Annotated in this window: 17 protein-coding genes; all 17 read right to left on the bottom strand. The window is 43.7% G+C overall.

Features of this window, described 5'->3' with window-relative positions:
* Positions 1-94: 94 nt before the first annotated feature.
* Positions 95-661, bottom strand: coding sequence for a ribosome hibernation-promoting factor, HPF/YfiA family (gene hpf / locus SB724_RS11420; protein WP_007407470.1), 567 nt, complete (start codon positions 659-661; stop codon positions 95-97).
* A gap of 194 nt (positions 662-855) precedes the next feature.
* Positions 856-1,233 carry a DUF8042 domain-containing protein gene (locus SB724_RS11415; RefSeq protein ID WP_003151412.1) on the bottom strand — a complete coding sequence of 126 codons (378 nt, stop codon included), beginning with the start codon at positions 1,231-1,233 and terminating at the stop codon, positions 856-858.
* Positions 1,234-1,242: 9 nt separating this feature from the next.
* Positions 1,243-1,587 (bottom strand): flagella biosynthesis regulatory protein FliT, encoded by a 345-nt coding sequence (gene fliT / locus SB724_RS11410; protein WP_012118566.1) that lies wholly within the window; start codon positions 1,585-1,587, stop codon positions 1,243-1,245.
* Positions 1,587-1,988 carry a flagellar export chaperone FliS gene (fliS, locus tag SB724_RS11405; RefSeq protein WP_052827910.1) on the bottom strand — a complete coding sequence of 134 codons (402 nt, stop codon included), beginning with the start codon at positions 1,986-1,988 and terminating at the stop codon, positions 1,587-1,589. Before fliS ends, fliT begins: the two co-directional genes overlap by 1 nt.
* A gap of 19 nt (positions 1,989-2,007) precedes the next feature.
* On the bottom strand, positions 2,008-3,528 hold the full coding sequence (locus SB724_RS11400; protein ID WP_265972820.1) for a flagellar hook-associated protein 2: 1,521 nt from the start codon (positions 3,526-3,528) through the stop codon (positions 2,008-2,010).
* A gap of 249 nt (positions 3,529-3,777) precedes the next feature.
* Positions 3,778-4,764 (bottom strand): flagellin N-terminal helical domain-containing protein, encoded by a 987-nt coding sequence (locus SB724_RS11395; RefSeq protein ID WP_007407474.1) that lies wholly within the window; start codon positions 4,762-4,764, stop codon positions 3,778-3,780.
* A 143-nt stretch (positions 4,765-4,907) separates the two neighbouring features.
* Positions 4,908-5,132 carry a carbon storage regulator CsrA gene (gene csrA, locus SB724_RS11390; protein ID WP_003151402.1) on the bottom strand — a complete coding sequence of 75 codons (225 nt, stop codon included), beginning with the start codon at positions 5,130-5,132 and terminating at the stop codon, positions 4,908-4,910.
* Positions 5,126-5,557 carry a flagellar assembly protein FliW gene (gene fliW, locus SB724_RS11385; protein ID WP_007407475.1) on the bottom strand — a complete coding sequence of 144 codons (432 nt, stop codon included), beginning with the start codon at positions 5,555-5,557 and terminating at the stop codon, positions 5,126-5,128. Before fliW ends, csrA begins: the two co-directional genes overlap by 7 nt.
* A gap of 29 nt (positions 5,558-5,586) precedes the next feature.
* Entirely contained in the window at positions 5,587-6,156 is a 570-nt protein-coding gene (locus SB724_RS11380; protein ID WP_410571163.1) for a DUF6470 family protein, read from the bottom strand.
* Between the two features lie 88 nt (positions 6,157-6,244).
* Positions 6,245-7,162 carry a flagellar hook-associated protein FlgL gene (gene flgL, locus SB724_RS11375; RefSeq protein ID WP_007407477.1) on the bottom strand — a complete coding sequence of 306 codons (918 nt, stop codon included), beginning with the start codon at positions 7,160-7,162 and terminating at the stop codon, positions 6,245-6,247.
* Positions 7,163-7,173: 11 nt separating this feature from the next.
* The gene (gene flgK / locus SB724_RS11370; protein WP_410571161.1) at positions 7,174-8,691 is read right to left on the bottom strand and encodes a flagellar hook-associated protein FlgK; all 1,518 of its coding nucleotides are present in this window, start codon (positions 8,689-8,691) and stop codon (positions 7,174-7,176) included.
* Positions 8,692-8,706: 15 nt separating this feature from the next.
* The gene (locus SB724_RS11365) at positions 8,707-9,189 is read right to left on the bottom strand and encodes a flagellar protein FlgN (RefSeq protein ID WP_003151394.1); all 483 of its coding nucleotides are present in this window, start codon (positions 9,187-9,189) and stop codon (positions 8,707-8,709) included.
* Positions 9,190-9,203: 14 nt separating this feature from the next.
* A complete protein-coding gene (gene flgM, locus SB724_RS11360) occupies positions 9,204-9,470 on the bottom strand; it encodes a flagellar biosynthesis anti-sigma factor FlgM (RefSeq protein WP_003151393.1) in 267 nt (88 codons plus the stop codon).
* Between the two features lie 69 nt (positions 9,471-9,539).
* Positions 9,540-9,959, bottom strand: a complete 420-nt coding sequence (locus SB724_RS11355; RefSeq protein ID WP_012118571.1) for a TIGR03826 family flagellar region protein — start codon at positions 9,957-9,959, stop codon at positions 9,540-9,542.
* 73 nt (positions 9,960-10,032) lie between these two features.
* Positions 10,033-10,722 carry a phosphoribosyltransferase family protein gene (locus SB724_RS11350; RefSeq protein ID WP_198161198.1) on the bottom strand — a complete coding sequence of 230 codons (690 nt, stop codon included), beginning with the start codon at positions 10,720-10,722 and terminating at the stop codon, positions 10,033-10,035.
* A 5-nt stretch (positions 10,723-10,727) separates the two neighbouring features.
* The gene (gene comFB / locus SB724_RS11345) at positions 10,728-11,012 is read right to left on the bottom strand and encodes a late competence protein ComFB (protein WP_003151389.1); all 285 of its coding nucleotides are present in this window, start codon (positions 11,010-11,012) and stop codon (positions 10,728-10,730) included.
* Positions 11,013-11,069: 57 nt separating this feature from the next.
* On the bottom strand, positions 11,070-12,455 hold the full coding sequence (locus SB724_RS11340; RefSeq protein WP_410571159.1) for an ATP-dependent helicase ComFA: 1,386 nt from the start codon (positions 12,453-12,455) through the stop codon (positions 11,070-11,072).
* Between the last annotated feature and the right edge of the window lie 71 nt (positions 12,456-12,526).

Here is a 12,526-nt window from a genome sequence, read left to right as displayed (position 1 = left end):
CTCATTATCATAACATACCTTTTGCTATTTCCAAAGAATTTGCAGGTAAAGATAGAGAAAAACCTTCCGCGCGTTCACGGAAGGCTGGATGGGTTTATTCAGTCGGTTCAATTAATCCGTATTTGCCGTCATTTCTGCGGTAAACGACGTTTGTGAGATTCGTCTCCGCGTTGGTGAATACGAAGAAATTATGTCCGAGCATATTCATTTGGAGAATCGCTTCTTCATTATCCATCGGTTTTAAATTAAAACGCTTTTGACGGACAATTTCCGGGCTGTCATCTTCAATTTCGTCCTGAACCGCTACGCCCGTATCAGCAGCGCTGCCGTTCTCGAAATAATGTTTCGGAAGACCCTGGTCGCGGAATTTTCGGTTGACTTTTGTTTTGTGCTTTCGGATTTGACGTTCCAGCTTGTTTGTTGCGAGATCAATTGCATTGTACATATCCTCGTTATGCACTTCGGAACGAAGCGCCAGATCAGTCATCGGAATGGTGACTTCAACTTTAGATTCCTTATCATTATAGAATTTTAAGTTGACGTTCACATCGGCATTGACGCTCTGCTCGAAATATCGCTCCAGCTTGCCGATTTTTCTCTCCACATGATCCTTTAACGCAGGTGTAACCTCAATGTTTTCTCCTCTGATATTGTAGTTCATCAAAGAACGCCTCCCTTTATCTAAGGATATGTAACTATTTCTCTTTTACCCCTTCTGATCCCTGCTGAAACGTTAAAATAATGTGTAAATTCGGTGAACGATGACGAATGGTGTCGGTTTTATCCGGCAGCTTCCGGCAGGATTATAAGTATATGCGGAAGACGCAGGCAAAAGACCTGCCGCTTGCAGCAGGTCTAGTGAAGAACATACGGTTTGATGCAGTCGTGCGTCTGCTCCATCCATAGCTTATAATGCGGCAGAAAGATGGTTTTTAAAAACTCCTGAAAAGGAGCGGACGGGAAATCATAATCATTTAACATGCTGAAATCCTGAAAGATCTCGTCAAATGAGCGGATCGCCGTCTCCACGCATCGGCACTCAATGATAGACAGCAGAAGCGCATGAGAGGAATCGAGATGAAAAAAAGCCTGAATCAAATCGTTGTAAATCCGCTCGCCCTCCGTCTTAAAAAAATCATCCTGCGTGTCCAACAGGTAGCAAAGCCCCTCATCAATCGTAAAAAGAAGCTGGTAATAGGCTGACACCAAATGGTAATCGTTCAAACTTCTCAAAACACTCACCTATTTGCGTTTGTCGTAATAACGGCCGTCACTTGTCGTTTGATGATACGGATTGAAATACGTATTATGGTAGATTCGTTTTTTCTTAAGCGTTTTTATTTCATTTCGGATACCATCCTGAATCCGTTTCACTTCGCCGGTAATCAGACGGTCCATCGCGGCCACCTGCTGAAGCAGCGTTTTTTCTTCTTCGGAAAAAGGCGGCTTTATGCCCGCAAGCATCTCCTCCCTTTTCTCCGTAAATGCCGTAACGCTGCTGATGAGATCGTCGCTTTCCGGGGCGTCCTTCAGTGCGGCGTACATGTTCTTCGTTTCGTTATACAAAGAAAAGACATTGCTGTTCATCAGGCAAGGCCGCCCGCGCCGTGGCTGTTTTTCCGTTCACTCTGCATGGCCTGCTTCCACGTGTCGCGAAATTCAGTAACGAGCTTTTCCGCTTCATCTAAAAACTCTCCGTTATTCTGCACGTTCGCATCGATCAGCCGGCGGCGGATGTAATCATAAATGGATGACATCTGCTCGGAAATCTCAATCTCCCGATTTAACGTGAGGCTGAGCTCTTGAATGATGTTTTGCGCCTTTACGATATTTTCATTTTTGGCTTCAAGGTTGTTTTGCTTCATCGCCTGCCTTGCCAGCTTAATGAATCGCAGGCAGCCGTTATAAAGCATAAGGGTCAGCTCTTCCGGAGCGGCTGTAAAGACGGATGTCTGCTGATAAGCAGCAAAAGGATTATTTATTGCCATTTTTATAAAACCTCCAAGGTTATGATGTTGAAGATCCTAACATTGACGTGAGATATGAAGATTGGCTGTTCAATTTCTCCAATGCCGTATCCAGTGCGCTGAACTTTTTATAATATCTCGTTTCGATGTCATCCAGCTTCGTTTTCATATTGGAAATATTTGTTTCTATTTCATTCAGGCTTTTTCCGATGGCAAAGCTGGTTGATACCGAGCTTTCCGTACCCGCCTGTTTTGAAATTTGGGTCTGCATTTTGTTTAATGTGTCTTTTAATCTCCGGGCAATCCCCTGTTCCTCCGGGTTTTTGGTTTTCGCTGTATCAGGACTGTCTGCATTAAACAGTTTAGCCACGAGAGCAGGATTCTCGGTAATTTTCTGTTTCAGTTTCGCTTCGTCTTTAATGACAAGCTTTCCTTGATCCGTATAACTATCAGACGTCTCAATTCCGAAATCGGCAAGCTGATATTTTTTCCCGTCAATCGTAACCGTTGAGTACAGATCAAGCCGCATCTCCGCCAAACCGTTCTGCAGCGTGCTGTCGCTCCGTAATAAACCGCTTTTGGCTTTTGCCTCCCACTGCTCAATCTGCTTATCGGTCATCGCTTCTCTTTGTTCATCGGTTAGCGGCTTATAATCGCGGTATTTTGATTCTGTTACCTTCTCGTTTGCACTTTTAATTAACGTATTGTATTTATCAACGAAATCTTTAATGTTGTTAAAAATGCCGTCCGTATCAGTCGTGCTGTTAATCGTAACCGTTTTATTGCTGTCCGTCACGCTGTTCAGCGTGTATTTGATGCCGTTGATCGTAAAGTTATTTGACGTTTTTGTCATTTCAAGCCCGTTGAACGTAAACTTCGCGTTTTTCCCTTCGGCATTGGCCGTCAGTTCATTTGTCGCATCATCAACTGCAAAACCGAGCTGATCTTTCAGAAAGCTTTTGGTTGCGTCATCACCTGCGGCAAGGGTAAACCCTTCCCCCGTTTTATTGGAAGTGAACGCGATCGTATCCACATAATCCGAGCCGTTGGAGATTTTCTCTTTTAAAGCCGTCACTCCGAGACCCGAGCTGTTCAGTTTGGAAATGACATCGTCAATCGTATCGGTTGCGGCGATCGTGACGTTTACCTCAGTCGGCTTCGTTTCACCCGGATTTGTGACATTGAATTTCAATGTTTGGCTTTGACCCGAAGTGAAATTGATGACCCCTGAGGATTTATAAGTCGTCGGCGTAGCCAGCTGCTGTACAGACATGCTCGTTGAAATATTCTGTTCAGCACTGACGGCCGCCGCGGTCACACTGGAATCTGAACTTGTTACTGTTTTTTTATTCCAGTTTGTGGACATCAGCATATTATTAAATGTCGTAGAATACATGTCGGCAAGCTGGGTATTCATTTCGCGATATGCATCGCGTTTCCATTCAAGCGTCTGTTTTTGCTGGTTTAATTTATTAAGCGGCTGCTTTTCGGCATCCATCATTTTTTTCACCAGAGAATCTACATCAAGACCGGAATTAAGGCCTGTGATTCTTGTGACCATATGTACCCTCTCCTTTTCGGCGTTTAGTCGTATACGGCTCTATGACAACAGTGAGTTTCCGACTGTTTATCATATCACAGCTCCATAAATGTATGATCTTATTCTTATATCGGTCATATTAAAAGGTTTTCAATAATTTAACTGCAAAATATAATGTTTCATTTTGTCAATAGGGTTCTTTGGCATGATGAAGGGGGAAATAGCTGAAGAAATAAAAAAAGACCCTGGAGAACCAGGATCTTTCCGTCATTAACCTTTAAGCAATTGAAGAACTTGCTGAGGTTGTTGGTTAGCTTGCGCAAGCATAGCTTGAGAAGCCTGAGTAAGGATGTTGTTTTTCGTGTACTCCATCATCTCAGAAGCCATGTCTACGTCACGGATACGTGATTCAGCAGAAGTCAGGTTCTCAGAAGAAGTACCAAGGTTGTTGATTGTGTGCTCTAAACGGTTTTGAACCGCACCAAGTTTAGCGCGCTCGCTTGATACTGTGTCAATAGCTGTTTTGATTGTTGTAAGAGCTGAAGACGCAGCTTTAGCTGAAGATGAGATGTCGATACCTTTTGTTACTTTAGAATCTGCAGCTAATTTTTCAGATGCAATAACTTTACCGCCAGCATCGTAATAACCAGCTGGTTTATTTGTAGCATCGTCTGCATCCGCCCAAGTAGCAGTGCTTCCATCAGTTGCTGTAAGTGTATTTTGATCACCAGATACAGTATAAGTTGTACCAACTTTCAGGCTTTCAGAGTCCATTTTATTGATAGACAGGCTCATTGTTTGGCCTTCGTTAGCTCCGATTTGGAACGTAAGGTTTTGCGCAGTTCCGTCAAGAAGTTTCTTCGTATTGAACTCAGTGTCAGTAGAGATTCTTGTTACTTCAGACGCTAATTGGTCCATCTCTTTTTGAAGCTCAGAACGGTCAGAATCAGTGTTTGTATCGTTTGCCGCTTGTGTAGCAAGCTCGCTCATACGCTGAAGAATACTGTGAGTTTCGTTCAATGCACCCTCAGATGTTTGGATAAGAGAGATTCCGTCTTGAGCGTTTTTAGACGCCATGTCTAAACCGCGGATTTGAGAACGCATTTTTTCAGAGATCGCAAGACCCGCAGCGTCATCACCAGCGCGGTTGATGCGAAGACCTGAAGATAATTTTTCCATGTTTTTTGCAGCAGAGTTTGAACCTGCATTCAGCTGACGGCTAGTGTTAAGAGCCGCGATATTGTGGTTGATTCTCATTTTGTATTTCCTCCCTGAATTGTTTTTCGCACGTCCTTGTGCATTTGCGCAGCGTCATTCTGAAGAAAATTTTTCCTCTCATTGGCTACACTATATATATCGGACGGCCGCTTCCATTGTTTATATTGAAAATAAAAAAATCCTCACTTTTTTTGTGAGGATAAGTTAAGTAATAAATCAGTATTAAAAGATACAGCTCTGTTGTTCTCTTCCAGGATCGACAAGTAGATTTCTTTCCTGTGAATATCTACGTGCTGAGGCGCTTCAATTCCCAGCTTCACTTGTTCTCCTTCGATGGCGATCACCTTTATTTCAATATCCGGCCCGATCTGAATGGACTCATTCACTTTTCTTGAGAGAACTAGCATGATCCTCCTCCTATCAGATGTTTTGTTTCATAGGAAGCATCATGTAAAATGATTTGTTTCGCCTTCATTTCCTTTTTATTGACGATAATCGGCGCTTTTAAATTGGCGGTTGTATTTTCAAAAGGCTCTTCCAGCGTTAAAATCGCCATCACTTCGACGTCCTCTATATCTTCAATATGCAAAAGTTCAAGCGTCGCATGGTCAATGTCAAATTCGTACCCTTTAAAGAAAATAAACGGACTGGCGACAATAAAGGCGATGTGCTCCTGTTTGACAGACTGCAGCGCCAAAAACGGTGAATCTTCCGACAAAGGAAGAACAACAAATTGAGTCTCGTCATTAAATCCCGGCAGGCCGTTTTCAAATGAGATAATCTGCCCTTCGTCTATTCTGATTTCTCCGTGATATTTTGTTTTAATTATCATGCTTCACAATCCTTTACCACTTTCATCTTTTATTCTGCGTTGCCATCGTCAACCGAAATCGTCACCTTAGGGTCTTGCATCATATCAATCTGAACTTTCCCCGGCGTATAATTCCATAGAGGTTTATTGACGGCTGCTTCAATTGAAGGTTTGCGGGCTTCAATATCAATCGTAAGCTTTGAAGGAATGCAGTCAATGTCGACGAGAAACTGCGCAGGCAGAAAGTCGCTGAATTCGCCGAATGGATCGGGCGGTCTGACATCCGCTGCCTGCCGGGCCATCACATTGCCCGTTTTCTTTTCGATAGCCGCCATTTCCTTCCCTTCCCTGACTGTTTTTGCAATAAACTCGCTGCAGGCTTCCGCACCTTTCTGGGCGGCTTCAGCGTTCAGCTTTTCAAATGATTTGAGATTCAAGTTCTCCCACGCCCTCGTCTGGTCAATCGTCAGTTTGGCCGGCGTGCTTTCTATGTTAAGCTCTGCCGGCGGCTGCTCGATTTCCAGGTCAGCGGGCGGCTGTTCCATCTCGATTTCTTCCTTTTGAAAGGTTATACCGATTTTAGCAGGCACACTGTCAATAATCAATCTCGGCATCTGCACAGAGACCCCTCCTGTTTATTATATTTTAGTAAAAAAAGCGATCTCCCTGGTGTGAGTCGCTTTTTTATATTGAAGACGGTCAGTTCTATTATTTCAGGAAGTCGATCAGTGACGGCTGAATGATATTCGCATTCACTGACAGCGCTGCTCTATGAACCGTCTGTTGAGATAAATAATCAACAATTACATCTTCCATTTCTACATCTTCATTATCGGACAATACTTTTTCAGCGGTTGCCGCTTGTGATTCCAATCTTGTCTGAATGAGTTCCAACCGATTTGTGCGTGCGCCGATATTGGATTTTTCAGCATTCATTTTATCAGTAAAACCGTCAATATCTGACAGAATTTGATCTGAATCTGCTTCGGACAGCGTGCCTTTACTTAAAGAAGCTTCTAGGGAGTTGAGAAATTCAAAAACATTATCTCCATTTTGTGCGACGCCTCCGAAAGCTGAGTTTGGATCAGAATTCACTTTCAGCACTGCTCCGTTCGAGATGTTGATGTTAACATCCGAAGCACCGGTATAATTCTCATAGTTGTACGTATATGTGCCGTCAGCATTTTCAGTGATCGGCGGGACATCTGAATTTGTTCCGTTAAACAGATAACGTCCGTTTACCTGAGTATTCGCGACAGAAACGAGCTGCTTTTTCAGCTGGCCGATTTCTGTACCGATTGCTTTCAATTCTGTTTCACCGTTCGAATCACTTTTCGCCTGAACCATCAAGTCCCGGATTTTCCCCATAATATCCGTTTCCGAGTTTACGCTTGATTCCGAGTTTTCCAGCCATGTAAAGCCTTGCGAAACATTCCGCTGATACTGGTTTACCTGCGCAAGCTGAGTACGGTACTGCATTCCCTTCATTGCAACGACCGGATCATCAGAAGCTTTTGTGATTTTTTTCCCCGTAGACACTTGCTGCTGAAGCCGATCGAGCTTGTCATAACTTGAGCCGATAAATCGAAGAGAATTTTTTGCGATCATCCCTTGAGTTACTCTCATTTACTTATCTCCTATCTTCCCCCGGTGCCCATACCGTTAATAATTTTATCGAATATTTCATCTTGCATCGTTATAATCCGCGCAGCCGCATTATAAGCGTGCTGAAACTGAATCATATTTGTCATTTCTTCATCTAAAGACACTGCACTGACTGATTGTCTCCGTTCATCGGCTGAAAGGGTGTTGCTTTCAGAGTTGTTCATAAGATTGGCCGCTTTTTGTGAATTAACGCCCAGCTTTCCGATAAGGGATTCATAAAAGTCATTAATTGTAGTGGTTTCACCGTTAATAGTCAGCTTGCTGTTCTGTACAGCTGCAAGATTTGTCGCGTTTGTGCCGTCACTTTTTTCTCCGTTTAACGACGCTGCGATATTATCAGTAGACGCAAGAATTTTGTCACTGACTTTTATTTTCGCTGCCGCACCTTTTGCCGGCACCGCTTCATCACCGCTGAAATCAAAAAATGCTGCGCCCTGTTCGCCTGTATAGGTCTTCCCTTTTTCATGCACTGCATTAAACGCGTCAGCAAAGGATAGCGCCATATTGTCAAGAGCCGTCAGCATTTCAGGATAAAGACCTTTTTCTTCTCCGTTTGACAAATAGCCGTATGACTCAATAAGACCTAAAAGTGAGCCTTTTCCGGTAAATGCATCCGCATTGACCGTACTGCTGCCGACTGACACACTCGACACGAGGCCGCTGTCCTTGTCGTAGTTGATTTTCATTTCTGAAACTGTTTTTGTGTTACCGTCGAGCAGCGTACCGAGAGAATTGTTGTTTCCGTTCAGTAATTCGACGTTAACCGTGCCCTCAGCAGTCGCCAAGGCATGTCCGCCCGACTTATTATATGAAACTTTAATATTTGCCATAGAAGATAATTGATCAATCAATCTGTCTCTTTGGTCATACAAATCATTAGGGAGCATACCGCTCGGCTCAACTGCCGCTATTTGATTGTTAATGTCATTCAGCTGATTGAGAATTGAATTGACCTGATCCGCTGTGTTATCCAGGTTCTTTTTAATATCACCCTGAATGTTAGTCAAAGAGGTAGATATATAGTTAAAACTTTCAGCAAGAGATTTCCCCTGCTCCTGCAAAACTGAGCGCGCTCCCGTATTTTCCGGATTCGTCGCCAGATCCTGAAGGGCATTCCAAAACGAACTGAGCGATCCGTTTAATCCATTATCGTCAAGCTCTTTCATGACGCCTTCCATTTGTGACAATGAATTGGAACGGGCTGTATAGTACCCTAATTTTGTATTTTCAGTTCTGTACTGATAGTCTAAAAAACTGTCTCTGACGCGCTCAACTGAACCGGCTTTTACTCCTGTTCCGATTTGCCCGGCCGTCAGATCACTGTTTTTTGATACTGCGGGATAAGGGCTCGTCGATTGTAATGTAACGCGCTGCCTCGTATATCCTTCTGTATTTGCATTTGCAACGTTATTTGAAACTGTGCTCAATGCAGTCTGCTGCGCACTCAATGCACGCCTTGCTGTTTCGAGCCCCATAAAAGTCGATGGCATTAAAAATCCTCCGTTCTAAGCTTTTGAATCGAATAATGTCAAACGGCTGACAGGCTTGCGCGCCGCTTGCGGCTCTTTATAATTCATATTCTCTTTTTCACCCGGCATGATCATATCGAATGCCCCGGAGATGAATTGTAAAGCCTGAATCGTGAGCTGTTTGTTCATCTCATTCACTTCTTTCAGACGGTCAAGAAGCGCAGACAAAGAATGAAATAACCCTTCAAGCTCCTGTTTTTCACTGCCTGAAGTTCTGGAGATGCATGCAGCAATTGTATTGTCCTCACCGCGGCTGAGAAACTGAGAAGTTAACCTGATGCGCTCTTCCTCAGTCTGCCCGATTGCCTGAATATACTTTTGCTCTTTGGTCAAAATGTTGGAGAGCTCTTTTGTTTTACCTGCTTTCAGCGCTTCCGTTTTCTCTTCAGACAGCGTGAGCAGATGTTCATGCAGGGCGCAAAGTCGCTTCAGTTGATCAATAATTGGCTTTGCTGACATTGGCTTTCTCCTTTTTATTGCTTTTTATAGAAATTCACTATGTTTTCAGCGATGCTGTTTGAATCTATTTTATATGTTCCGCTCTCTATATCCGCTTTAAGCTGAGCGATTTTTTCCTGACGTGTTTTAGTGACCGCATCTGACGCATTTTGAAGCTCTTTTGCATGAGAAGAAATTTCCACTTTGTCCTTCGGCTTTGCAGCCTCTTTTTGTACGGCTTGCTTTTCGTAATTTTTTTGGTATGGATTAACGGATTGTGTTCCGTACTGATTGATTTTCATAGGATTCCTCTCGCTTTCTGTTCGCAGTCTAATTCTTTTATCGACTGCGTTATCAGTTAGTTTAGGGAATCAGGTGTTTTTGGTATTATAGGCATAGTATGTGTCTTTTGTACTGTTTTTCTCTTCGAATTCAGCGGCTGTTTTTTGGTTCATATGGTCTAATTGCGACTCAATATCTGTCTGACAGGACTTGCAAAATTTCCCCGTCCTGATTGGATTTCCGCACCTTTCGCAAGGATATGCCAAATTTGGAAGCTGGCTGATCTGAATCCTTTTTTGTTTGATAAACTTGAGGATCAGCTCTTCATCCACACCTGTTTCCTCAGTGATCTGCTGCATCGTCGACTGTCTGTTGATCTGCTTTCTCAAAAATTTATAGACGGTTTCAAATGCTTTTTCTTCTTCTTTAATACATGCCTGGCACACGGTCTGCAGGTTCGTTTTAAAAAATAAAGCATTGCATTTTGGACAATTCGCCAATTCACCCATCGTATTAACTCCTATTCCTTCTTTAATCTGCCTTATATTTCTATCAATTATATCGGCAGAAAAAAAGAATGATTTAGCTCCTGATTAAAGTAAAAGAGGAGACCGATGACGCTTTGCCCGCTGTCAGCAGGACTTCGGCGGCTTGGTGAAGTGTGGCGCCCGTCGTATAAATATCATCTATTAAGATGACGTTCATACCTTCGGCGGAGTTTTCGGCTGCTGAAAACTTTTTTTCTGCAGACAGCCTGTCTGTTTTGCTCTTTTTGGATTGTTTTTCGTTGTTCAGTCGGATGAGGGGGGAAATGACGGGCATTCCGAGCAGAGAGGCCAGCAGCTCGGATTGATTGAATCCGCGTTCCGCCAGCCGTTCGCCGCTCAGCGGAATAGGGATGAGAGTATGTGTATTTGATGGATATGCCGCTTTAAAGCCGGCAGCAAAGTCACGTTCAAATGCTTGAATGATTTTCGCATCACCCCTGAATTTAAACCGGGCCAATGAGTCCTTCATCGCATCATTATACAAATATACCGAACGGTTTTGCCGCAGCAAAAAGCGCTTTTCCGTTTTTGATTCCCGGGCCGCACAATCAGCGCATTTTTCATTTGACTCCTGAGGCCTCCCGCATATACTGCATACGGGGCCTTCAATTTTTTCGAATTGGCTGCTGCATATGCTGCATACCTCTTGCTCGGGCGCCAGAGAAAACAGAGATCTCCAAGTCAATGAACTTGAAATTGGTGAGTCACACAATAAACAATTCAGAGATATTACGCTCCTTCCCGAGTTTCACAGAACTCGCTTGGATTAACCGAAACAATCGCCGCTGATTCAGCCAGAATGACAAGCAGCGCCGTATTTTTCTGTTTATCAACTATCTCTGCTTTTGCATAAGCAACTTTCTTTTTATCTGTAACATATGCCGGCTCAGCCCGGTTTAATGAAAGTGCCAGTACATCATTTTTGCATACCCGGCATGTACATTTCATATGAAGCTTAGGCATATGGCGGTCGAGAAGTTCCTTTAATATGATTTCTTTAGAATTGACAAGCATGCTGACAGCTCCTCATAGGAAAGTATGAGTATACTGTATCACGTTTTCTGAAATTAACTAGTCCAACAATTTACTTTTTTGTGCCAATTTGTTCATATGTTCAATATGTTTTTTTGCTTTTTTCATTCCGTTTGTAATTCCGAAATGAAACATGACGACATCACCGTCAAAATGTTTATAATGCCTTCCCGTTCTGCCCGCGATCTGTACGAGCGCGCTCTCAGTAAAGATAGGTGCTTCTGCGCCGAGGACACATGTCTGAACTTTGGGCACGGTAACCCCTCTTTCTAAAATCGTAGTCGTTACCAGCAGGTCAAGCCGGCCGTTTCTGAACCGTTTCACTTTATCCTTTCTGAATGTGTCTTCCGCATGTACGCCTTCTGCCCGTATGTTTAATTTCTGAAAATAATCCGTTGCCTTTTTCAATACGTGTACAGACGGAACGAATAAGAAAACCGGCAGCTGTAATTGAAGTTTTTGGCGGACCCAATCCGTTACAGAGCGCGGCAGTTTTCCTTTCTGAAGCTTCTTCTTCCAATTTCCGCACCACAAAAAACGCGGCTCCGGGAGGGGTTTCCGATGATATCTGGCCGGTATGCGGACGCTTTTCAGCAAACCTGCTTCAGCCTTCTTTTTTAATGTGTCTGAAGGAGTTGCCGTTACATAAACAAGGGCGCTGTTTTTCTTCCTCGCTTTATCAACAGCGAATCTTAATGTCTCATCGGCTGAAAAAGGAAACGCATCTACTTCATCTATTATCATGACATCAAAAATGTCTCGGTAGCGCATCAGCTGGTGAGCGGTTGAAATCATTAACGGAGTCAAACGGCCTTTGTCCTCGCTGCCGCCGTACAAAGCAGAAACGTCGACTTTCTCAAATGCTTTTTTCAGTCTCGGCAGCAGTTCAAGTACGACATCTGTACGCGGAGTCGCGACACAGACGCGCAAACCGTGATTCAGCGCAAACTCGATACCCGGAAACAGCATCTCTGTTTTCCCCGATCCGCAAACCGCCCATACTAACAGCTCTTGTCTCTCTTTTATCGCATCTGTAAGCGCGGCGGCCGCCTGCTTCTGTCCGTCTGTCAGTGTTCCTTCCCAAGAAAGCTTTACAGGCTCCCAGCTGTTTTCAGAGGCTTGATTCCAAGAATATAATGATGTCAGTTCATCAGCCCTTCCCATCATGACACAGGCACGGCAATAGGTAATATGCCTTTTGGCAGAGGGCGCCCAAAATGCCGCAAAGCAGGCTTGATCAAACTGGCCGCATCGTTGGCAAATGTAACGGTTTTTCCGGCGGATGATTGACGGCTCGTCCGTTATATATTCTGTTTCTATTAAACGCTGGATGCGATGATCTGAAAACGGTATCTCAGATCTCAATAAATGCCGGCCGTAAAAGAAATCCCGCACCTCTGAAAACTTTGAAGCACCTTCGGACATCTTCCTGCCTCCTTTCTGCACAAAGTATGCCTTGCCGGGAACTTTTTGTCGAATTACGAAAATTAAAAAAT

Origin of the sequence: Bacillus sp. SIMBA_031 (assembly GCF_046535225.1) — a bacterium.
GTDB lineage: Bacteria > Bacillota > Bacilli > Bacillales > Bacillaceae > Bacillus > Bacillus velezensis.
Note: the sequence above shows the minus strand (reverse complement) of the source record. Positions and strands in the feature narration are given on the sequence as shown.